Raw genomic sequence first — 23,358 nt, forward strand, 5'->3', positions numbered from 1 at the left:
TAACTCCCAAATCAACTCCTATCGATAACCCCACACTAAAGCATGTTAAATTATGATTACTTTAATCACTTTTTTCGCTACTGACAATTAAGTAACGATAAATAATTGTTTCATCCTTAAAACTCGACTTATCATATTCACAAGTAGCAATTAATATAATCAGCTCAAGACAAATGTTCTTGAATGCAAAGGTTGCATCCAACTATCACGGAAGAGTCACAACTAATCAGTATATTTAAACTGGAGCTACATAATGGACATTGTTCATACTTTAATTCAAAGCTCACCATTTATAGCCTTATTTTTGACTCTATCATTAGGCTATTTGATAGTCATTCCACCCTAGCCATACCAACCTCTCCATGATAGAACAGACGTTTATATGATGACTCAATCGTCTCACCATGCTGACTAAGTGCATTCCACAGAGAAATTCCTTCCGTTATTACATCGAAAAAACAATATGATCAGGTGCTAAGTTCATTATTCCTCTGTGTAAACATCCACAAATGTAGTAAACATCCACAAATGTACTCGTATTCACCCTAAGTTCGACACACTGATTATATAACTTGGACGCCCTACCGCACTCAACGGTGGTCCACTCATATTGGCCAGTCATTACAAAAAGGGTTAGCCCTACCACGTTATACGAAACAGCAATGTGCAATAATCGATAAGTCATTGTTTTCGGGATTGATACTTTGAACACAAGATCTTTAAACCATTGCCGTAAGGGAGTGTGGAGAACGATGACGCCAACTACCTGACCAATGCAAGAACGATGCAAGAACGACGCAAGAAAGATGCTCTTCCATTAATAATAATTTCGACTAGTACCTAAGGCCGGCATGAGCAAACCCGTTGAGTCCTCTTTAGCATGCACAAGAAATTGAACCTCCCTTCTGTCCTTCTGTTTATGACCGGCATAAAAAAAGCTGCTTGGAAAACCAAGCAGCTTAAGCTAATGACATCATTTTATCGATTTACACTAGTCAATGAGGTAATGGGCCAGTACTCCCTCGCTTTCCAAACCTTTAAGACGGCCGTTTACCAATACAGGGTCAATGCCAGATTGAGTAACTAAATCCCAATCATAAACTGGCATATCCGCTGTTGCGCCGTCAATTACCCATACGTTATCAGTCCCTATTTCGTACTGTTCTCGTTCAAATAGGGATGGACTGAACCAAGCTCGAGACAGTTTATTCATCAAGGCTAGATCTTGGTCTGACACACTAAATTCAGACCCATCCGAACGAAAAGCTTTATTGAAAACAAAGGGTAATTCAGCACCATTACATGGTGTTCCAAATGAGCAGCTCAATGACTTAATCACCTGAATAATATCCGTTTCTTTCTCGTTTAAAAGGTTACCTTTGACCACCGAATTAAAGCTAGAACGATAGCTAAACTCATACATAATGACTGGCGCTTGTGTGCTAGCGTTCTCTCCAGCTTTCATCCGTGTCGGACCTGAATACAACATATCACTTGTCATTTGGTTAAATTGTTTCATGTTCGAGTACGCACCATTCAGTTCTTTTTCTGACTTCTTAGTGAAATCCTCGTAACTAAGTAATTGTTTGTTCTGATCGGCGTTGTTCAATCCATAGAACAGTTGTGTCACTGCTTCGTAAGCGGTATCGGGCAGTAAATCAATAATGTCTCCCAGTTCGAGCTGAGCGTTAACATCACCCGCTTCAATGCTCAATAATTTCTCACTGAGTTGATTTTTATGGACATCATCCATCAGCCAAGTTGCAATCATCTCAGGAATAGCTTCTGGTTCAGATTCTGAAATCAACTTAGGGTCAGAATCCATAATCAGCTCTACCACCATTGGGATTAAGAACGTGATATCTGCAATTGAACCAACCGTTCTTGAGTCGTTCGAATTAAACCCTATTACAGTCGGTACCGAAAGCTCAGTAGTAAACGGCTGTGCTTTGACGTGGTACCCTTCAATGTCCGTTCCAATCAGCTTGCTTCTATACTCGATATAAGGCGAGAACGGCATCATCGTTGCCATTGGCGTATTATCTGAACTCAATGGATTGATGCTTTGGGTTACCCAACTCACTAACTTGCTCGTCGGTTTAGATAACTCAGCTTGTCTATCCAGTATCTCAGTCAATGATAGATCTAATAAGTCTTCTACTTTATTAAGGCTTTCCGCGCTTTTACTGCCACGGAATTCGAATCCATACGGATTACTTTGCATGATTGCCTGTTGGAAATAAGAACCTGCAACGAACTCTTCACTATCTTGTTGTTGAAGGATACCAACAGACATCGCGCCAGCCCCTTGTCCCATTAGCGTTACTCTTGTTGAGTCACCACCAAATTGCTCTATATTCTCATTTACCCATTGGAGTGCCCGCTTTTGATCCCCGATACCGAAGTTGCCCCCTGTTTCTTCGCTTGTGTATGTACTGCCTAAAAGCCCTAGACGATAGTTAAAAGTAACAGCAATAAAAGGATTACCATCTAGTTGACCTTGAGCGACGATATTATCGGCGTGTAAATTTGCATCAGAACCCGAGCCTTGTTCAAAGTCGCCGCCGTGAATAAACACATAAACAGGAACTTTATCCCCATCTTCAAGGTCGCTAGGTCGCCAAACATTTAAATTTAAGCAGTCTTCTCCCTGTGTTTTTTCTGTGAGCACTAGCTGCGGGCATACCAAACCAAACTCAGTCGCGTAACCATCTTCTAAGGTGACCAACTCACTGTGTTTAAATCGAGCCGCTGTCGCATACGGCACACCTTTGAAGCTTTCAATTCTCACTTTTTTCTGAGCGCCATCTGTATCATAAACCACAACAGATTCGCTATTCGCGACCAGTTTTGCGCTACCAATTTCAGTTTCAATTGGATAGCTCAACCCAGGTTCAACTGGCTTGGGTGTAGAGGGTTTACTACTTGATGTGGTATCGCTACCTCCACACGCCACTAGCGTCAATGGAATGGCAAGAGACAAAATTGTTCGAATAGCCTTACTCATAAATTACCTTACTTTATTATATTGAGACGCACAAAGAGCTTCTATGACTTGCTCTGTGTTGTTGATGCGCTCATTTTATAATCAGCTTGGTTTTCGAGTTAATCGCATATGATGGATCACATCATCACGTTAGAACCCGATGTGAACCCATTGAATAGAAGCGGTGCGTATGCCCAACCAATGTATTCCCAACCAATGTCACTTGGAAAAGTGTTAAAAACCGGTCCCAACTTGAAAATACCCGGTTGCTTGATCTTCGCTATATGCCACATCAACCCCAACATGTATCCCATATCGCCTTGCTATTTGGTAACGAAACCCAAGACCATAGGCTGATACAGAGTCGCTAAATAGCTCTTTATGTTCGGAAGCGGAAGAGCCTACGCCGTAAAACGCATTGATCGTCCAACGATGATTCAAGTGCCACATAGTTTGTACCTGCAACGTACTCACTTCGTTACCTTGGTATTTATAGGCCGCCACCCCACGCATATCGATATACGGCTGTGATAGTGGGGGCAAATAATGCTCTTGTGTATGGAGCGAGGTATAAGAGCCAGCAAATGCGAGCGTCAACTTCTCACTGACCGGAACATATTGGAACGCGTCAACTTCAAACGTCGAAAAATCAAAATCACTGCCTATGAGCTCGTCGTAAATCAAATATTCAGCTTTAACAGATGAACCCGACGTTGGAAAAAATAGATTATTTCTAGTGTCATATTCCGCAACAATACCCACTCCTGACAAGCTGCTATCCAGACTATTATCGATAGTCGGCAATTGCCATTCATCGCCACTAAGCGACAGATCTATCGATTTAATAGCCGTGCTAAAACTGGAATACGTTTGTGATACACCAAGGAATAAATCACTATCTGGAATCCTAAACTCAACTTGGTGCTTCATTAGAAACCCTTCACTTTCCGTCGCGATTCCAAGTGAACCAGACAGTGGTGAATTCGTTGGTAACGTTAAATCAAAGCGTTTGTAGACATCGATATTCGCTCGCCCATACCCTGCGCCGCCCAAATAACGAATCGAATCATTGTTCCAAGTGTGTCGGTGCCCCACTACGGCCATCCATGTACCATTATCCGTATACGCCCCTCCCGCAACCGTAATTGAAGGTGCCAGCAACTGCGCATCACCTGCAGTTGCAGTCAGCGCCTGTTGTTTTCGTGCTTTTTGTTCTTCTTCAGACTCATGTAAGAACATGCCAAGAACACCCCCTCCTACCCCTACGGCGGGTTCGGTTATCACGATCGGTATCGGTAAAAAACCGTAAGCGTTATTAGCCAAGTACTCTCCCATATCGAGATGACCATCTTGTGGGTCGATGACCGCAAATACAGCATTACTGCCTAACAGTAGTGATGATATAAAGATTAACGCCGCAGGAATTCGTTTCAAATTTGTAAAAATCATATCTTAGTCACAAAAAAAGACCCGACTAATACTGCTCAAGCTATTTTTGCTAAGTATTAATCGAGCCAAAGTTAATTTAACATTTACGTGTTACTAATAGCTTGTAATTACGGTGCTTCCGCTACCCAAAGCTGTTGCCCTTGAGCTTTTCGATAACCATAATTATAAAGGTTGTTCATATAGTCTTTATCAAACATATTCTTAGATTTCTTATGCGCTTTAAAAGACGTGTCGACATACGTAAAACCAATGTCATAACCATTTTTCTCACTCATATACAACATGCGATACATATCGCCTCGCGTTTGCTGTAACGTTAAGTTAGAAATACTTCTTGTTAATAAATCAACACCTTTATCTTTAACTCGTGTATAGCCCGGCTCTAACGTACCATTTCTGATAACGTGTACCATTGGGGGTTCCTGTAAGCCCATTGACTCGCTAATCTGCCCATAATCAAAGTTGGATGGGTCAAAAAACATTTGGAACGTCAGTCCTCCATCAACGTGAAGCTCCTCTAATGTTTCCCCTTCATATTCAACATTAATAAATTGGGGAGGGAAAACACCCGGAATTGAAGCACTCGCCGCCAATATTTGATGGATCAATCGTTGTTTATTAGGCAATTCGCTTGCGGCTATTTCGCCGATATTCCAAGTTATTTGCTTACCCGAATCAAAATGCGTGGTACCGATAAAGAGCCGTTTACCCAATCGATGCTGCTCTGCAATTCTATCTATCATTTCATAATCATAGGTATTTTCCATCAGCTCTAGCAGACTTTTCCCATTAGTAAATGCATCTTTAAATATTGTGTTTAGGAAATTTTTTTTACCCAATACCTCCCGGTCATCCAAGCTCAACATCACGTCTTTAAGTTTGTGAATGTCTTCACCACCGGTAAAGACAAATGGTGCTATCAGCGCCCCAGCGCTCACCCCAGTAATTAACGTATACTCAGGAAGTTCACCGGCATCATAAAGACCATTAATGACTCCTGCACCAAATGCTCCGTTCGCGCCGCCTCCCGACAGCGCTAGAATATTAAGCCTATCGCCGGGCACCATCAATGATGTCGGTGTATACGAGCTTTTTAGTAAAAAATCAGGCTGTTCATGACCCCAGAATCGATACGGCTCGCTGCCTTTAAAAACTTCAGAATGCTGGATATTTACTTGTTTATAGTTTTCTTGATTAACTCGGTTATCAAGTGCATGTTTAGACGAACACGCACTCAAAACCAACACCATAACAATGATGGAGTAACATTTATTTTTCATTATTTCCGACTCTATAGTAAACGTTATTCCAAATTAAAAATGATAGCCAAGATTAATCGTAAATGAATTTCTGGTTTCGCCCTTATTATATAGAAACGTCATATTATAATGTTTACCAATCTGCTTATTGACACCAACTAAATAGGCCCATTTTTCTAGATTCACACCTACATCATATTCAAAGCTCGAATCTAACCCAAGCGCAGGTGCTAAATCCCCAGTCATTCTTGGTTTAAGAGCCTGGTATTCTGCACCGACAAATATCTGAGCACGATAATCAGCTAACTGATAACCCAACATAGGCTGCACGGTTACAATGCCATCGCCCCAATCGGCAGTAGAACCTTTTAATCGAGTCATCGAATAAGTGCTGGTTACTGAGCCAAAAAACTGTTTATAACCCATCGATAATGTTGTACCCACTCCCAACAAATCATACTGCAGTTTAACGGGAACACTAAAGTCATAAGGCCCTATTGGACCAATCACCGGTAGATCGAACTGCTGCGTCTGTGCGTCGACCATTGCTTCAACATCTATCTGCCCAACATAACCAAATACGTTCCAAAAAGGTAGAATGTTGACATCGCCACGTACCGTATACGCTTCTGCCACAACATGCGCGACCGTGTTTTCTGGGTTAACTACCCCTTCCAGAGGAACGCCACCAATAGTAAAATCCGTAAAGTTAAAGTCCATCTCTTGACGACGATATGATGCTGAGATCCCAAAAGGCAGCGGAACATCAATACCTTGCTTCCTAACCATATCAGCCATAAGTGGGAAGGTTCGGTCTAGATCGACGTACTCTTCACGCATTCTAGGATCGGAAACAACCGAAAGTAATGACTCATCTTGTACCACCGCGCCAAGTTGGTCGTCGTAATACACCACAGGTGTCATTTCAATTTCAAGTTCTAATGCTTTTTTCTTCTTTTCACCTTTCGCCGTAATTAATTTCTTATTTACAACTACGCGACCATTAGGCAAATTATCAAAGAACGTAATTTGTTTATAAGTGTCTATCGAATAATCATCCTGTTTGAATGGATTGTTGTTGGTGATAATTAAAGATACTGGCTGGCCTTCAGAAATAAGTACTTTACCGCGCATAAAGCGAAAGTATGCGATATCTTGAGGCAACGTGTACTTTGAGTAATCAAATTCGATTTCTAGATCGCCATTTTCTAATTCTGTGACCACTACCGATTGTTTGTCATACATTTCAGCATATTGTCTAAGTTTGTATTCCGATTTCGTCATCTTTTCGATACTATCGATCAGGTTAGTACTTTCGTCGACTTTTGTGGGATCATACTTAATCCTAAGATCAATATTTCCTTTATTATCGGTCGTCTGAACGAGATAAACTTCCGATTCTTGAGTTTCGCCATCTAATGTTTCTTTCTTTCTAGCATGTTCAACAACATGATCACCTTGAAGCATTGAACTTATTGCCAATTTTGGTAAATATTTAGGAACACCGTAATGCTCCATATTTACAGGCTGATTTGCTTCGATATAGTTTTCGTTTTTCAGTTCTATATCGTTTTGTGCATAGCCAAACGTGCTTACAGCAAATGGTAATAGGACTGAGATAGTTTTAAGAGATAGTTTTTTTAGCTTGAGCATTGCAAATAACCAATTAAGGTGGCACCAAATCTATGGACATTCACCATTATTCATTAAGCGTGCGCGACTCCTTGTTGCCGCGTAATTAGTGGAGACAATAGAACCCAAAGCACAAAAAGAAAGTAAAAGCGAAAGTGCAAAAGTTGGCGTCCTCGTCTCAACGAGGTGAAATATTAACCAACATTTAAAAAACTACTTAATCGTATTTGAAGGATAGAACCCTCACCTCTATAATCTAGTATTCAATCATTGACCGTGTAACACAGTCTTTGAGGCGAGTAGCTCTTGAGCTGAACATAAACAGACATAAGAAGAATTATGAACTTTAGTATTGAACAACTTCAAAGTTTTGTAGCGGTCTACGAACATGGTTCATTTAGTAAAGCGGCGCAATCTTTGGATAAACACAGAACAACCGTTGGCCAGGTCGTCAGCAACCTAGAGGATGAATTGGCTGTTGAGTTGTTTGAGCGAATGGGTAGAACAGCGCAACCAACAGAAGATGCTGTCCTCTTGTATCGCTATGCAAAACTCGTTATCGAACAAGCACGGTCGTTTGATAAAATTGCACTCAGTTTATCTTTTGGAGAGTTAGAATCCATCACTGTCGCATACAACAGCTTCATACCGCCTGGGGCGCTAAGTTGTGTCAGACAAAAGCTCCTAGAATTGCATCCTTCTATGAAGGTCAATTTCATCGTAAGAAATCGCGAAGAGATTCGGGAAGGCATTCAGGACGATTCAATTCACTTTGGTATCGTCAATATTGATGACCGAAAGTTGGTGACCAGCATCGAGTCCACACTTGTAAACAACGTTACCTTTGGGGTTTACGTATCTAAAGATAACGACATGCTCCAGCTACCATTAGAACAGAGGTGGCACGCACTTAAATCGCAGAAACAGATTGTGCTCAAGGGTCTATTGGATGACCAAATGGATGATAAGATTATCATCTCGTCCGATTACGAGATTGTCGACCAGATTACATTAGGGATACAACTTGTAGAAGATAATGTCGGATGGACCCTGTTACCTCGCCTCGTGACTTATACGGACTTTCACCAACATAACCTTGTCGAATTAGAAATCAGCACGGTGCGTGAAAACTTCAAAGTACCGATGGCCGTTTGGTCTCCACATGCTAAACACCTTCGCAGCCTTCATTCTGAAATCGTTGGCTCACTCATCTCATATGTTGAACGCGTCAATAGAGAAGCCGGTTCAAAGTACTAAACCGGCTCCACATCACCCTCGTTTAATACGCGAGGGGCTCGTCCTTCAAACCCGATTAACGAAAAACCATTCAAGTCGCTATTATCCTGGACAACACGTCAACATGACATACCTCAAAGGATAACCTATGAAAACACTACTTGTCCCAGCACTACTCGTTGCAGTTTCTACAACCGCATTCGCACAGCCTCACAACAGCCCCAAAACAAACTTAGATATAATTAACCAAGATATGAGCCATTTAGAACAAGTTGACAGTAACGTTGATATGTATATTGTCACTCAAGAAACCCCTAATTTTCAATATGTATCTTATATCGGAACACTCGAGCAAGATTTTAAAGAACGATATATCACCAGTAAGCAAGCTAAAGAGATGGAATTAGAAAAAGTTAAAAAATTCCATGTCTACAGTGCGATCAATGCGAATCAACTGACTAAAAATATTACACAACATATTCAGCGAGATGCGCCCAAGTATTTCTCGGTTGATTTCTATCAGAACGTTGTCGGTAATTCCGATATGGTTGAGTATGTCGCCAGAGTCATCGAGTACAAATAATCAATCACCAGCCTTATTTATTAGATAAGGCTGGTCATCACTAACATAATTGCCTGGCACTTATATGAAGAAATTGATTATTTTAATGCTATTTCTGCCCTCTTTATCTATTGCCGAAACCTTAGAAGTCAGAACGGTTCATGCCAGCCTAGATAGTTGGTTTAGCAACGACCACTATAGGTTCTGCAAATATAAAAATGCTGATGTGATTTTTTATGTTGTTCATAAACACAATATTGAATGTGAAGCCGAGGCTACTGGTGATATTCAGCCACCAAAAAAAGTTAAAAAACCGTCCCTAAAGGTTCCAAGAACTTGGAAGCAGGTCCAATAGATCGTCACTCGTTGAATGGATTCGACCTAAAAGGTACTAAATCATGACATTAATGAGAAACGTTCATCCTTATTTTCCACTTTTAATTCTTATTATCCTGTCTTTGTCTGGCTGTGCATTACCACAACAACAAGTCAGCCAAGAATTTGAACACAATTGGGACTACGAAACGGTAAGAAGCGACGTCGCCTTAATTAAAACTGCACCAGAAGCGATAGCTCGACGTGTGGATCTTGTACGTTCTGCGACTAAATCTATTGATATTGAGTACTTTTCCTGGGACAAAGACACCACAGGACTCATGCTTCTAAACGAGCTGATTATTGCTGCGGAACGAGGGGTAAAAGTACGCATTATTTTAGATGACTTACTTGTCTTTAACGATAAATGGTTAGCGTCCGCTGCAAGTCATCATAACTTATCGATTAAGTTATTTAATCCATTCAATGCACGCAAATCCGGATGGTTGTCACGCGCTTTCGACTTTAAAAAAAATCAATCAAGCCTAGACCACCGGCTACACGAAAAATACATCAATATTGATGGCCAAACATTAGTTTTAGGTGGCCGCAATATTGGCGACGCCTACTTTAGTTACAAGAAGAAAAACAATTTCTTTGATCTAGACGTATTGGTACGTGGCGATGTAATCTCTAGCTTTGAAGCCAATTTTGAAGAACATTGGAATGGTCCTTACACAAGCGATCTTACCCACCTGATTACCGTGAAAGAAAATCAGCCTGGCGATACCTTTCGCTATTTGTTGACGAAGAATCACAAGAAAAACCCAGACATCGTCAACGATATCGAGCATCAAATAGCGTCTTTAAATAAGCCCGAATACGTTCCAGCAAAAGTCACCGCTATATTTGACTCAGCGAAAAAGATCGAAGATGCAAAACCCTACTTTCGGTACCGTGTAGAACACTTTATCTATCGTTATCCCAGTGAAAAAAAAGACCTGTTTATATCGACGCCCTATATGTTGCCTAATGAAGACGGCTTCAAAGTCGTGAACGATTTCATAACGAGTGGGGCAAAGGTAACGTTAGCGACGAATTCGCTAGCATCTAATGATTCAGGTTTTGTACCCGCATACTACGCAACACATCGTCATGAACTGCTAGATAAAGGTCTCGACATCTATGAATATGATACTCATGCTCTTCATCTAAAAAATACGAATACTAGACAAGGCCATTACCATAACAAAGCCTTTATTCTCGATCATAGGTTAAGCTATATCGGGTCATCCAACTTCGATCCTCGTTCAGACTTCTTAAATCTAGAACTGGGGTTATTAATTGAGAGTGAAGAATTTGCGATACAACTTAAAGATTACATTATTGGTGACAGATCGTTGTTCTGGAAAGTCAACAAGAACAATAACGGTAAGCTAGAGTGGCAAAGGGGCGAACAGAAAAAAACCAAAGACCCCAACTACAGTATTATTAATAAAGCCTCAGACAAACTCTTTAAAGCCATGGATATCGAGAGTGAATTGTAATTAAGCTACTCTTTAGGTTGTATTGGGCTGTTAACTGTATTTATGCATTGTCGCTATTTAAGTTAAACCATAAATACAGTCGCGGTGGCCACTTGTGAAGTAACCCCATAAAATTGGGCATTACTATTAAGCCGCGTTAAAAAAAGAGCCGCTAAAAAGCGGCCCTTATTCAACAAATTTTGTTGAAACAACCATAAATTGATATCTACGATTTCTTTGACTTCAATAGCTTACTAGAAAAGCAACCATATGTTGATATTGATTAAAACAACCATAAGTTGATATTTTTGTGAATTGATGAAATGTGCATTCCGCTATCGGTAAGAAAGTTACTTACACTATCCTATCGACCAGCTTTGATAACCCTTCGACATAGTAATAATCGCCGTAAATCAAAGAGCAATTAATGCCTAGCCCTTGGGGGCAATTAAACGCGCCACCCGTCAATAACCCTTGTTCGTTTGGATTGTCGAAGGTTGCGTAGCGTTCGCTCAGGCTCTTCAACATCTGAGTGGCAACTTCCGTGTAATGCGCTTTTAGCTCCTCGTCATCGACTAATTCAGAAAGCAGCAGCATACCGCTTGCGGCGCAGGCCGCGGCTGACGTATCTCTAGGCGTATTGGAGTCTCTTGGCGCTCTGAAATCCCAATGTGGAAAATAATCTTCGGGTAATTGGCTGATAAAAAAATCGGCGGTTTTTATCGCAGCTTCTAAATAACGAGGCTCTCGAGTGTGGTCGAAGCTCATGGCAAAGCCGTGGATTGCCCAAGAAGCGCCGCGACTCCAAGCTGAATCTTCGTTGTATCCTTGCCCGCCATAGTATTGTTTAACATCACCAGACATAAAATCGAACTCAACCATATGCCTAACTGAGCCGTCCTCACGGATAAACTCTTTAAGCACCGTATCAGCATGTGCTTTTGCCATTAAGGTAAAGCGTGGTGCGTCAATTTGGTCTGCTGCCCAATACAGCAATGGGAGGTTCATCATGCTATCAATGATGCTTAGGCCTCTCGGATCGGCTGCAGAAACATCATTCTTGTTCCACGCAGTCAAAAATCGACCATTGATATTAAAACGACTCGCCAAGTGGCTGGCCGCTCTTAAGGCGCGGGTTCTAGAGGCTTCATTACCATGCAGTTGATAATGCTTTACTGACGTAAGCTGCCACATAAAGCCGACATCGTGGTGAATGTTGACATACTCATCAAGCGGACCGTCCATGATGTTTTCACGTTCAATGGCCATGTCCATGTAACGTTGTTCATCTTCTCTTTCATACAATAACCAAAGTAGACCGGGCCAAAACCCAACCACCCAAGCCCATGGCTTATGCGTGTCTTCATACACACCATTTTTGCTCATCGATGGAAACTTCACGTCCATTTCTTGACTGGTGACTTGTACTTTTTCATGGATTTTAGCCCATGTAGCATTTACCCAAGCATTCTTATTCATAGTGATACCCTTTCCAGTAAATTGTATTAAAAGCACACGCCCACTTTGATAGGCATATGCTAGTATTCGTTATAGAAAGTTGTTGATTTACTGCCTAATGAGGCTGGAATAGATGGTCCCAATCGCTGCTAGGCTGCATAACGCTAGTGATAGAGCGCGGACGGCTTTCTCGGGGATTCGTTCAACAATTAGCAACGCCACTCGGTAGCCCAAATAGCTCGCGGGCAAAAGCGGAAGAGCCAAGTAAAAATGTCTCATACTCATATAGCCGACCGGAATTAGTACCAATATAGAGAGCACTGAACTGACCACCAAAAACGCGGCTAAATTAGCTCGGACTAGTCTTGCTTGCTTGTGCTGCCAAAGAAGCGCCAATGGCGGCCCACCAATCCCTGAACTGGTGCCTAAAAACCCAGACAAACCCTGCAAACACCAACCGTTTAGGTGTTTCTTCCAGTTTGAAAGGCAGTAAACTCACAACGACAGCCAACAGAACGACAATGCCGATAAACAGGGAAAACTTGGTAAGAACCATAAAATACAATAGTGCAGCACCCGACATTACGCCCGGCAGCAGTCCAATAAACGCACTCCTTAATTCACTAAGCACAATGAATCTTCGATATTTAATCGCATTGATTGAAGCCAAGCACATTCCCACGATGATCATTGGGCCAGGAATGAACTCAGGAGCAAGAATGATCAATACAGGAGAAACGACGATCGCCATGCCAAACCCAGTTGTGGTCTGTATGAACGCGCCAATAAAAACGAGAACTGTGGCAATAAGTACGGTTGGTTCCATAGCCGGCATCTTTACAAAGTGAGTGAAACGCATGTCACTGCGTGTTAGTCATTTAATCAAACTAAGAGAGTGTAGCCGCAGCAAAATTACGTGCTAATACAATAACACAAATGAAACAAGGGTTCATTTGTGTTATTTGAGGTTGAACTTTTTGAGAGTGGCGCGAGTGATACAAACCATTAGAGAAGGCTTTCGCCCTAAGGGGTAAGTTTTTTTGAAATATCCTGACACAACGCCAGTAATAGGTTTTTGGTGGTCTCAATGCTATCAACGGCGTGATGGACCGCATCCGAATCTAATGTGACGTATGGCACTGTCAGTACAGCCAAAAACTGCTTTCCTGAAAAAATCGGTACACTGATATTGGTAATGCCTGAAATCTGCGGACTGGCACCAATATAATAACCCTGCTTATGGGTGGGCGTGATCAATCGGTCTGCTTGTTGAATTTCGCTTTTGGTCGCCCCACTTTGCTGCAAAATAGCTGTCTTTGCTTTGGGGTCGCAAAAACTCAGTAAAACAATACCTGACCCCGATGAACATACATCCAGTTTAGCCCCAATCTTTAGGCTAAAGCCCATTTTATATGGGCTTTCTTCACGGCCAATCACGACAAGATCTTGACTGTCATACCACGAGATATGGCAAGACTGATTGACCTTTTCGCTCAATGCCTTCATTAACGGTTTAGCGATACTGAGTAACTGTGCTTGAGGAGGGTACTGATTGGCCACGGTAAACATCTGCATAGAGAACAAATATTTACCGCTATCTTCATCAAAAGCGACGTAGCCACGGCGGGACAAAACAGACAGCACTCGGAAAATTTCACCTACGCTGCGCCCCATCAACTCTGCAATCTGCTTTTTTGACATGGGCTCTGCAGTGCTGGCAAGCAGCTCTAAGATATCTAACCCTTTCTCAAGGGCAGGCGCGTTATACTCCTGTCTAGCTGCTTTTTCCAAGTACTCTCTCCTTAGTTAACTAACCCCATCATTCGGGGAATCGTCATCGAAATGGCTGGGATATAGGTAACTGCCATTAGCACCAAAAATATCACCGCAAAGAATGGTAGCAGCGTTCTGATCACATGGTCAATTTTGATGTCACTGATTTTGCACCCTGTAAAGAGAATCGGGCCGACAGGCGGTGTAATGGTCCCGAGGGATAAGTTAAACACCAATAGAATACCAAACTGCACGGGGTCCATACCTAAATTCATACATATAGGTAAAAAGATTGGGGTAAATATGAGTACCGCAGGCGTTGGGTCCATAAAGGTACCCACAAACAATAGAACAATATTAATGATCAATAGAATGACCAATGGGTTATCTGTCAATGCCAACAATGTATCTGCAATCATTCCAGGGATTTGGGTAAATGCCATCACCCAAGACATTATCGACGATGCTGCAATCATAAAGATCACAATCGCAGTTAACTTTGCAGTGGATAATAGAATCTCAGGTAACTGCTTCGTTTTTAATGCTTTATAAATAAAGCCGAGAACCAACGAGTAGACAACAGCGATCGCTGAAGCCTCAGTAGGTGTAAAAACACCCGCTAATATGCCGCCGATTACAACCACAACCAATGAGAGACTAGGAATGGCATCTACGAACAATTTCACCCGCTCAGAAATGCTTAAGACATGACGCGAAGTATAGCCACGTCGGTACGCCATAATGCCGGCAACCAACATAACGCCGCCACCCCAAAGCAAACCCGGTAGATAGCCGCCCATAAACAAGGCAGAAATTGAGACCGAACCTGCAACAGTTGCGTAAACAATCAAGGTATTACTCGGTGGAATAAGCATGCCCGTTGGGGCAGACGCTATATTAACTGCGGTTCTGAACGCCTTGTCATAACCTTCCTTTTCTTGGATTGGGTTCATGATCCCACCAATAGCGGCCGCAGAGGCAACACCGGAGCCACTGATAGAGCCAAACAACATGTTAGACACCACATTGGTTTGAGCCAAAGCACCAGGGAAATACCCTGTTACGATCTTAGAACAGTTGATTAATCTGATCGCAATACCGCCATTATTCATTATGTTACCCGCCAATATGAAAAACGGAATGGCAAGTAACGCAAAACTGTCTAGGCCGGTGAACATTCGCTGAGCAGCAGTGGTTGTTGCTCCGGCTAAAGGTAATATGCTGATCATTGCCGCAAATGAAGGTAAACCAATACTGATTCCAATAGGCGCACCTAAAATCAAAAGAAAAACGGCTCCGCCGAACATTATTAAGGCGGCAAGCGTTGCTGCGTCCATATACGGTTATCCTCTTACGCTTAATTGCTGATATTGATGGATGAGTTTTACCTGGTTAATTGCGAAGTAAATCAGAATAAGGGCTCCTGCAATGGGAAGTGCTGCGTAGATGACACCCATAGGAATTTCTAATGCTGAATCCATCTGCCACATCTGCCTAACAGAGGCTTTGTAACCGCCCTGCCACATGACAATAAAAGCAAATACCGCAATTCCCCATTCTGTGACGATATCCACCAACACACCAACCCTTGGAGAGAATTTGTCGCGCACATACGTAATCGCCATGTGCTCTCTTAAACCAAACACATAAGCACTACCGATGAGGACAAGCCACACAAACATATAGCGTGATAACACTTCACTCACAGCACTTGGGCTGTCAAAAACATAGCGGGTGACCACTTGATAGGTCACTAAAACGGTGAGCAGCGCCATTATAGCGATGCAGGCCCGTTCCACGATCCAGTCTATGACTGCTTTAAATTTCTCTGTCCAGACTAACAATTTATTCACTAGACTCGTTCCTTGCACAGAAAGAAGCTAGGCACCCGCCTAGCTTCTTACATTGTTAGCTCAAATCGCTGATCGCTTTAGCCAGCTCTTTTTGCGCATCAGTTTTAATCAACTTTTGTTGCAAAGGCATACAGCTATCCTGGAACTGCTTCACGTCAACGTCCATGAAAGTAGCGCCGTTTTTCTCAGCCAATGCACGTGCTTCACCAATTTTAGCGTTCCACTTTGCAAATTCGTCGCGGGTTGACTCTTTAGCCAGTTTGCGAAGCGTTGCTTGGTCCGCGCTAGGTAGGGAATTGATGAAGTCATCACTGATTACAACCAAATCAGGAACCATCAGGTGAGATGTTTTACTGAAGTAAGGGGCCACTTCATAGTGTTTCATATCCGCATAAGTGATCTCGTTATTTTCTCCGCCATCAAGTACGCCTTGTTGGACTGCGGTATAAACTTCGCCCTGACTCATTGGCACACCCGTTCCGCCCATACACGTCAGCATCTCGACCATTGTATTAGACTGCATTACCCGGATTTTCTGGCCTTTCATATCGGCTACGGATTCGACATTTTTGCCCTTTGTATACACGTTGCGTGACCCTGCTGTGTATGCCGTTAGTACTTCAAATCCAAATTTCTTGGTTGATGCAAAAAGGTCATCGAGCTCGCCTGACGTGAACACTTTTTCTTGGTGCTCAATTCCGGTGTAGGCAAACGGCATCCCAATTGCAGTAAAGGTGTTGTCGTAGTTTTCAACTAATGGGTTAGCGACAACGGCCATCTGAACTGCGCCGGCTTGTACAAGCTCTAGCGAAGCTCGTTGGTCACCGAGTAAAGCATTAGGATAAATAGTCACTTTATAGCGACCATCGGTTGCCGACTCCAGTTGCTTACCAAATTCTTCCAAAGCCAAATATTGTGGGTGTTGGTCCGATTGGTTAAATGCCGCTTTAATTTCTGTAGCGGCAAAGGTCATAGAAGAGACTGTGAGTGCTGCTCCAGCGACCGTCGTGAATAGTACGTTTTGTAGAGTTTTGTTCATGTTATGTTCCTATTATTGTCTAAGCCAATGTATCCATTGGTATAAAGTCCATGTCATCGAATGTTTGGTTTTCCCCCAGCATTCCCCAGACAAAGCTATAATTCTGTGTGCCACAGCCTGAATGAATCGACCAACTTGGCGACAACACCAACTCGTGGTTACGTACAACAAGATGTCGTGTTTCGGTCGGTTGACCCATCATGTGGAAAACGGCTTGTTCAGGTTTAATGTTGAAATAGAGGTAGGCTTCCATACGTCTTTCATGAGTATGCGCAGGCATGGTGTTCCACACGCTTCCTGGAGCTAAGTGCGTGATACCCATGCACAGTTGGCACGTTTCAACGACATCGGGATGCAGATATTGATTAATGACACGTTGGTTAGAGGTTTCTAAGCTGCCTAATTCAACCAGTCTGGCGTCACTTTTTGTGATCCGTTTGCTCGGTAAACTCTTGTGTGCTGGTGCACTTAATCCGTAAACCAGTGCATCACCCTCTTTCTTTGCAATTTCTATGCTTTTAGATCCTTGCCCAACATACAACACATCCAATGTACGTAGCTCATAGGCTTGGCCATCTACAGTAACGGTGACCTCGCCTTGCAAGCAAGCCAAACCCATCTCGCGGCGTTGTAAAAAATAGTCTGTACCAAACGATTTATTATCGATCCATTCCTCAAGCACTAAGGGCGTATCTGTAGGGCATATCCCAATCGCAACGGCTCTATCGATATGGCTGTAGGCGAGCTTTACGCGAGATTGCTCAAATAGATCGTCAATCAAAAACTCTTGCCGTAGCTGAGCTGTTGAGTATTTCTTTACGTCATTTGGATTTGCGGAGTACTTGGTTTGCATCGTGTTCCCTAATGATTGCGGCTTTTAAATATAGTACCAACCATTCAAATATGATCAATGCCGTTCATATGAGAACGAATGTGAACGTGATCAATGATCGCTAAAATATAAAAAAACATGCTGTATTTTTGAGCAAGATCGCAATTTAAAACAACGTTTCAATATGCGCGTTTGACCTGATTTGTGACCGTTACTGTGGGAATCGTAAGATACAAAAATCATTAGGGGATTGTGATGGTAAAGAAGCCGCAATGACTCATCGATCTTTCGACAAAAGAATCATTAAGCGGCCTCAAAAAGCTTACTAGGTTAAACACCGAAGCTCATGTTTTATGGTTCTGACAATCATCAAGATTGCATATAAACAACTTGAGTGCTGAGGTACTCGTAAAGACCATGTTTGCCATCAGCTCCCCCGATTCCGGACTTTCTAACCCCTGCGTGAAACCCTTGCATCGCTTCAAAATTTTCTCGATTGATGTACGTCTCACCAAACTCTAGCATCTTCACCGCGTGCAGTGCCTTTGAGAGATCTTTAGTGTAAATTGAAGAAGTAAGGCCATATTCACAGTCATTGGCGTAATCTATTGCTTCATCGAGTGAGTCAACGATTTGTATGGGGAGTACCGGTCCAAACGTTTCTAACTTCATGATGTCCATGGAGTTCTCACATTCACTCAGTACAGTAGGAAGGAAGTAGTGTCCTTTTTCGTTAGCGGCCCTTGAACCACCACACTCTAACTTAGCGCCCTGAGCTATCGCTTTATCCACCGACGCTTGAACCTTTTCTAGCCCTTGTCGATTGACCAGTGGGCCCATTTCTATATCGCTCTCTTCAAGTGGGTTTCCATATCGAGTCGCTTCCATTTCATGTGTGATTTTTGCAATAAACTCTTCGGCAATGCCGCGTTGTACATATACGCGCTCTGCACAATTACACACTTGGCCCGAATTGATTATACGGGAGTCACGAATGGCCTTAACCGCTAGGCCAATGTCCGCATCATCCAAGACAATAGCAGGCGCTTTGCCACCTAGCTCCAAATTTAACTTAGTTATATTTGGCGCAGCAGCCGCCATGATATTTTCACCTGTTTTAACGCTACCCGTGAAGCTAATCATGTCAATTTTTGGGCTTCCTGAAAGTGCTGCACCTACATTCCCCTTCCCTGAAATAACATTGAATACACCATCAGGAAGATCAGTTTCAGCCACAAGTTTTGCAAACTCAAAACAGTTGTTAGGTGTCTCTTCACTTGGCTTAATAACAATCGTATTGCCTGTTATAAGCGCAGGCGCCATCTTTCGAGCAATCAAAAAGAACGGGAAATTCCACGGTAAAATACCCGCAACAACTCCAATTGGCTTTCTAAATAGAAAGATATTTTCTCCTTGGCGGTCACTGGTAATAATTTCACCTTCAATACGACGCGCCCACTCGGACATGTAATCGATATAGTCAGCGGTAAACTGCACTTCAACCATTGCCAAATCCATGGTTTTACCTTGTTCTTCACTGATCACACGCGCTAAGTGATCTTTGTTATCACGAACTTTACTCGCGATGGCGCGAAGATACTGTGCACGTTCAATAGCAGGCTTGCCCGCCCACTTACGTTTAGCGACTGTCGCCGCTTCTAACGCATTTTGAATAGCGCCGTTGTCTGAATCCGGTATGGTCGAAATTAATGCTTCCGTTGCGGGATTGAATACTTCTATACGACTTTCGCTTTCGGTAAACGCGCCATTAATAAAGTTTTGGTAGTTTCTGATTTCATCCATGTTGTGCTCTCCTCGTTTTTAGGCTGTGCAAAGCCCATGCACCGTTTCGTCGCACATTGGCCTTGCTGTTTTAACTGATGCTTATCTACTGATTATTAATAGTTAGCCACTTAGTCTGCGTGGCGTTCTACTAATCCGAATTATTTGTGGTTATAAAGGGAGTGTTGCGCTATTTCAGAAATCGATTTGGCTCCAGTGAGCGTCATGGCAACACGTATTTCTTGCTCGTAAAGCCCCAGTAGTTCCTTAACACCTTCTTCGCCCTTAGCGGCCAATGCATAGACATAAGAGCGTCCTATTAATGAGCAATCAGCGCCAAGTGCCAACATCTTCACGACATCGAGACCGCTGCGAATGCCAGAGTCAACCAATAGCTTAATCTCACCACTGACCGAGTCCGCAATGCGAGGTAACGCCTCTGCCGTTGAAAGCACACCGTCAAGTTGTCTTCCCCCGTGGTTGGACACGACAATGCCATCGGCTCCAAATAGCACAGCATCTTTCGCATCCTGATTGTCTAGAATCCCCTTTATGACCATGGGTCCATCCCAGTACTCTCGGATCCACTCTAGGTCTTTCCAAGAAATCGACGGGTCAAAATTAGCACCTAGCCAGCCAATATAGTCATCTAAACTGGTCGTTTTTCCTCGGTATACTGAAATATTTCCTAGATCGTGGGGCTTACCGCGAAGTCCAACATTGATCGCCCAATCAGGATGAGTCATCGCTTGCAGAACTCGACGTACCGGAGCGTGTTTACCGCTCATACCCGAATGCTTATCACGGTAACGCGCACCTGGCACTGGCATATCAACCGTAAAAACTAATGTTGTCACCCCTGCCGCTTTCGCGCGCTCTAAGACACTTTTCATGAAGCCACGATCCTTTAGCACGTAAAGCTGAAACCACATTGGTCGCCGTATTGCGGGTGCAACCTCTTCAATGGGACATATTGAAACGGTCGATAAAGTAAAAGGAATACCCTTTTGAGCGGCGGCTTGAGCGGCTTGCACTTCACCGCGACGAGAATACATTCCAGTGATCCCAACTGGCGCCAAAGCGATGGGTAGGTCTAGCTTTTCACCAAACAGATCAATAGAAACATCGAGATTGGACATATCACGAAGTACATTTTGTCTCAGGCGCACTTGTTGCAGGGCTTCGGTGTTTCTCTGCATGGTTTGCTCTTGGTTGGCACCTCCGTCAATATAATCAAACAGAAACTGAGGCAATTTTGACTTTGCAGCTTGACGAAAATCTGAGGGTGAAGAGATGACCATATTTGTATATTTCCCAAAGTAAGTGGGGTTAACATTGCTTAATTAAGGCAAATGCTCATTGGTAGCGTCTGTATATTCATCAACCCTACCCATCAAGGTGTTAACGGTTGATTAACATCTAATTAGATAATAAGCATCTGCGCGCCTTCAAACCTTTAAAAAACCACCTTACTTTTGGCATTTGAGGGCAATTTCATCAAGAAAGCCACCCCAGAGCTCACATATGCGCAACAAAAAGGACACATGATAGACAACAAAAAGCCCGCATAGGAGCGAGCTTTTGAGTGAGTTTAGTCAGAGTGACCATCAGGTAGTATTGATGGGTCGTGAACGGAGAAGCAACCTAAATAGCGGTTTGATTACATCGCTGCCATATACAGCTCTTCGACTTCTTTAGGTGTCGGCTGATGAGGGTTACCTCCAATACAGGGATCGGCCATCGCTTTATCTATCCATCCGCTAATGTCAGCATTTTTAATTCCCAAATGGCTGAACCCAGTAGGGATTTTTACTCTTTCCGATAAATCTCGGATAAGTCGAATAGCCAGTTCGGCACCATCTTTATCGCTCATATCCAGTGACGTCCCCATCATCGCTTCGGCAATGGTTTTGAAACGCTCAGGAACATACGCTGCGTTATACTCACAGATGTAAGGCAGCAATATTGCATTGCATACACCGTGAGGCAAATCGTGCGTCGCACCAGGCTGATGCGCCATAGCATGAACCAATCCTAAGCCTGCGCTATTAAACGCCATCCCAGCCAAGAACTGACCACAAGCTAGCTGCTCTCTCGCCTCGATATTGTTGCCATCTTCAACCGCTATAGGTAACCACTGAGTGATGATCTTTATCGCTTCAAGCGCGGTTGGATTCGTCAGCGTATGCGCACCGACTGTCGTATACGCTTCAATAGCGTGCGTCAGCGCATCCATACCGGTTGCAGCAGTAACATGAGCGGGTAATCCGACCATTAGATTTGCATCATTGACCGCTATATCTGGAATTTGATGTGAATCGATGATCACCATTTTGACTTTTCTATCTTCATCGGTAATGACCGAATTAGAGGTCATCTCAGCCGCCGTGCCCGCCGTGGTATTGATGGCAACAAAATAAGCACCATCTCGAAGTACCTTTCCAACACCATCAAAATCACAAATGTCTTTGCCTGGATTGGCAACCATCGCTCTGATTGCTTTACAGCAATCCATTGGACTGCCACCTCCAACGGCAATAAAGCCATCACACCCCTGCTCTAAGTACACTTTATGCCCTGCTCGCACCAAACTGGCTGTTGGGTTGGGGGTCACCTTATCAAACAGCACATAGTCCAGCGATTGGCTTTTGAGCTCTTCAAAGAGGCCATCAAGCACGCCTAATTCAACCAAATTATTATCAGTGACTAACATCAGCTTGGTTAACTTTTGCTCACTAAGAACTTGAACTGCATCCGTGATTGCACCTGCCCCTGTAAAGCTAAGTCGGGGTAAATTCAATGCAAATACCATAGTTAATACTCCTATAAATTGAACGTTTCTTTAAGATCTTGCATATCCTTTTCGCTCACTCCTTGAGGAATGAAACCGCTTGCCAAACAGCCCAAAAACAGTTTTGCACCTTTGTTGGCAACATCAATATAATCAAAGGCTTCCAAAGCATCGCGTCCCGTTGCAACGGCGCCATGTTTTTCCCAAACCGCAACATCAGCGTGCATCAGCTTTTCACGAGTACCATCTGCTATTTGCTGACTACCAGGCATGCAGTAAGGCACAACACCAATCCCCCGGGGAACGAAAGCACGGACTTCCGGCAGCATTTGCCAACACGCTTGGGTATAAGCTTGATCACTGTGCACATAGTCTGGGTGATGCGATAACATGATTAATTCGAGCGGATGCGTGTGCACAACACATCGATCAGAAGAGCCTTGTTTTTGCTTTGCGATGATGATTTCAACGTGAGAAATAAATTCACTGGTTGGTGAGTAATCTGGCTGACCACGTCCCCCCCAAAGTAAGTGATACCCTTTCGCTTCATCGTCAATGCGCAACACACAACCTGCATCTTGAGGTGTGGTAAGCTCGCGAATTCGCTCACCAGTACCTTTTACAAAAAAGATATGACCGGCACTCTCTTTAGGAAATGAAAACTCTCCTACAGATTGAAGCGAACAATGGGGGAACGCAGTAAGATCCTCAGGGGCGTCACCAAAAACTTCAGTAAGGTCTACCGAAATGTTGCCACCATTGCGTTCAGCCCACTCTCTTTGCCACAGGTAGGTACCGACTTCCGTCACTTTTGCGATTTCTTTAATTACCAATTCATTTAGCTCTATGTGTCTCATTGTATTGT

The 23,358-nt window shown here is 43.2% G+C and carries 18 protein-coding genes and 1 pseudogene; 4 read left to right on the plus strand and 15 right to left on the minus strand.

What is annotated here, in order from left to right; all coding sequences use genetic code 11:
• Positions 1–991: 991 nt before the first annotated feature.
• The 4 genes from M9196_RS04185 to M9196_RS04200 all read right to left on the minus strand — a co-directional run bounded on the left by M9196_RS04185 (position 992) and on the right by M9196_RS04200 (position 7,347).
• Positions 992–3,007, minus strand: coding sequence for a carboxylesterase family protein (locus M9196_RS04185; RefSeq protein ID WP_250616283.1), 2,016 nt, complete (start codon positions 3,005–3,007; stop codon positions 992–994).
• Positions 3,008–3,220: 213 nt separating this feature from the next.
• The gene (locus tag M9196_RS04190) at positions 3,221–4,435 is read right to left on the minus strand and encodes a BamA/TamA family outer membrane protein (RefSeq protein ID WP_250616284.1); all 1,215 of its coding nucleotides are present in this window, start codon (positions 4,433–4,435) and stop codon (positions 3,221–3,223) included.
• A 107-nt stretch (positions 4,436–4,542) separates the two neighbouring features.
• Positions 4,543–5,715 carry a patatin-like phospholipase family protein gene (locus M9196_RS04195; protein ID WP_250616285.1) on the minus strand — a complete coding sequence of 391 codons (1,173 nt, stop codon included), beginning with the start codon at positions 5,713–5,715 and terminating at the stop codon, positions 4,543–4,545.
• 33 nt (positions 5,716–5,748) lie between these two features.
• Positions 5,749–7,347: a hypothetical protein gene (locus M9196_RS04200; RefSeq protein ID WP_250616286.1), complete on the minus strand. Its 1,599-nt coding sequence runs from the start codon at positions 7,345–7,347 to the stop codon at positions 5,749–5,751.
• Between the two features lie 318 nt (positions 7,348–7,665).
• Here M9196_RS04200 and M9196_RS04205 point away from each other — a divergent pair, with 318 nt between their 5' ends.
• The 4 genes from M9196_RS04205 to M9196_RS04220 all read left to right on the plus strand — a co-directional run bounded on the left by M9196_RS04205 (position 7,666) and on the right by M9196_RS04220 (position 10,986).
• A complete protein-coding gene (locus M9196_RS04205; RefSeq protein ID WP_250616287.1) occupies positions 7,666–8,583 on the plus strand; it encodes a LysR family transcriptional regulator in 918 nt (305 codons plus the stop codon).
• Between the two features lie 127 nt (positions 8,584–8,710).
• Complete coding sequence (locus M9196_RS04210; RefSeq protein WP_250616288.1) at positions 8,711–9,145, plus strand: hypothetical protein; 435 nt, start codon at positions 8,711–8,713, stop codon at positions 9,143–9,145.
• A 64-nt stretch (positions 9,146–9,209) separates the two neighbouring features.
• Positions 9,210–9,479: a hypothetical protein gene (locus M9196_RS04215; RefSeq protein WP_250616289.1), complete on the plus strand. Its 270-nt coding sequence runs from the start codon at positions 9,210–9,212 to the stop codon at positions 9,477–9,479.
• A gap of 52 nt (positions 9,480–9,531) precedes the next feature.
• Positions 9,532–10,986, plus strand: coding sequence for a phospholipase D family protein (locus M9196_RS04220; RefSeq protein ID WP_250616535.1), 1,455 nt, complete (start codon positions 9,532–9,534; stop codon positions 10,984–10,986).
• Between the two features lie 333 nt (positions 10,987–11,319).
• Here M9196_RS04220 and M9196_RS04225 read toward each other — a convergent pair whose 3' ends face one another.
• From M9196_RS04225 to rhaD, 11 genes and pseudogenes are all read right to left on the minus strand, one after another.
• Positions 11,320–12,444, minus strand: a complete 1,125-nt coding sequence (locus M9196_RS04225; RefSeq protein WP_250616290.1) for a glycoside hydrolase family 88 protein — start codon at positions 12,442–12,444, stop codon at positions 11,320–11,322.
• An 87-nt stretch (positions 12,445–12,531) separates the two neighbouring features.
• A pseudogene (locus M9196_RS23675) lies at positions 12,532–13,282 on the minus strand (sulfite exporter TauE/SafE family protein).
• Between the two features lie 164 nt (positions 13,283–13,446).
• Positions 13,447–14,214 carry an IclR family transcriptional regulator gene (locus tag M9196_RS04240; RefSeq protein WP_250616293.1) on the minus strand — a complete coding sequence of 256 codons (768 nt, stop codon included), beginning with the start codon at positions 14,212–14,214 and terminating at the stop codon, positions 13,447–13,449.
• Between the two features lie 11 nt (positions 14,215–14,225).
• A complete protein-coding gene (locus M9196_RS04245; protein WP_250616294.1) occupies positions 14,226–15,533 on the minus strand; it encodes a TRAP transporter large permease in 1,308 nt (435 codons plus the stop codon).
• Positions 15,534–15,539: 6 nt separating this feature from the next.
• Positions 15,540–16,049: a TRAP transporter small permease gene (locus M9196_RS04250; protein WP_250616295.1), complete on the minus strand. Its 510-nt coding sequence runs from the start codon at positions 16,047–16,049 to the stop codon at positions 15,540–15,542.
• A gap of 55 nt (positions 16,050–16,104) precedes the next feature.
• Positions 16,105–17,088 carry a TRAP transporter substrate-binding protein gene (locus M9196_RS04255; RefSeq protein ID WP_250616296.1) on the minus strand — a complete coding sequence of 328 codons (984 nt, stop codon included), beginning with the start codon at positions 17,086–17,088 and terminating at the stop codon, positions 16,105–16,107.
• 19 nt (positions 17,089–17,107) lie between these two features.
• Positions 17,108–17,941, minus strand: coding sequence for a 5-dehydro-4-deoxy-D-glucuronate isomerase (gene kduI, locus M9196_RS04260; protein ID WP_250616297.1), 834 nt, complete (start codon positions 17,939–17,941; stop codon positions 17,108–17,110).
• A 348-nt stretch (positions 17,942–18,289) separates the two neighbouring features.
• Positions 18,290–19,723 carry an aldehyde dehydrogenase gene (aldA, locus tag M9196_RS04265; RefSeq protein WP_250616298.1) on the minus strand — a complete coding sequence of 478 codons (1,434 nt, stop codon included), beginning with the start codon at positions 19,721–19,723 and terminating at the stop codon, positions 18,290–18,292.
• Positions 19,724–19,863: 140 nt separating this feature from the next.
• Positions 19,864–21,003 (minus strand): FMN-dependent L-lactate dehydrogenase LldD, encoded by a 1,140-nt coding sequence (gene lldD, locus M9196_RS04270; RefSeq protein ID WP_250616299.1) that lies wholly within the window; start codon positions 21,001–21,003, stop codon positions 19,864–19,866.
• Positions 21,004–21,362: 359 nt separating this feature from the next.
• Positions 21,363–22,514, minus strand: a complete 1,152-nt coding sequence (gene fucO / locus M9196_RS04275; RefSeq protein ID WP_250616300.1) for a lactaldehyde reductase — start codon at positions 22,512–22,514, stop codon at positions 21,363–21,365.
• Between the two features lie 11 nt (positions 22,515–22,525).
• Positions 22,526–23,350 carry a rhamnulose-1-phosphate aldolase gene (rhaD, locus tag M9196_RS04280; RefSeq protein WP_250616301.1) on the minus strand — a complete coding sequence of 275 codons (825 nt, stop codon included), beginning with the start codon at positions 23,348–23,350 and terminating at the stop codon, positions 22,526–22,528.
• Positions 23,351–23,358 lie beyond the last annotated feature (8 nt).

The organism is Vibrio methylphosphonaticus, assembly GCF_023634655.1.
Lineage (GTDB): Bacteria > Pseudomonadota > Gammaproteobacteria > Enterobacterales > Vibrionaceae > Vibrio > Vibrio methylphosphonaticus.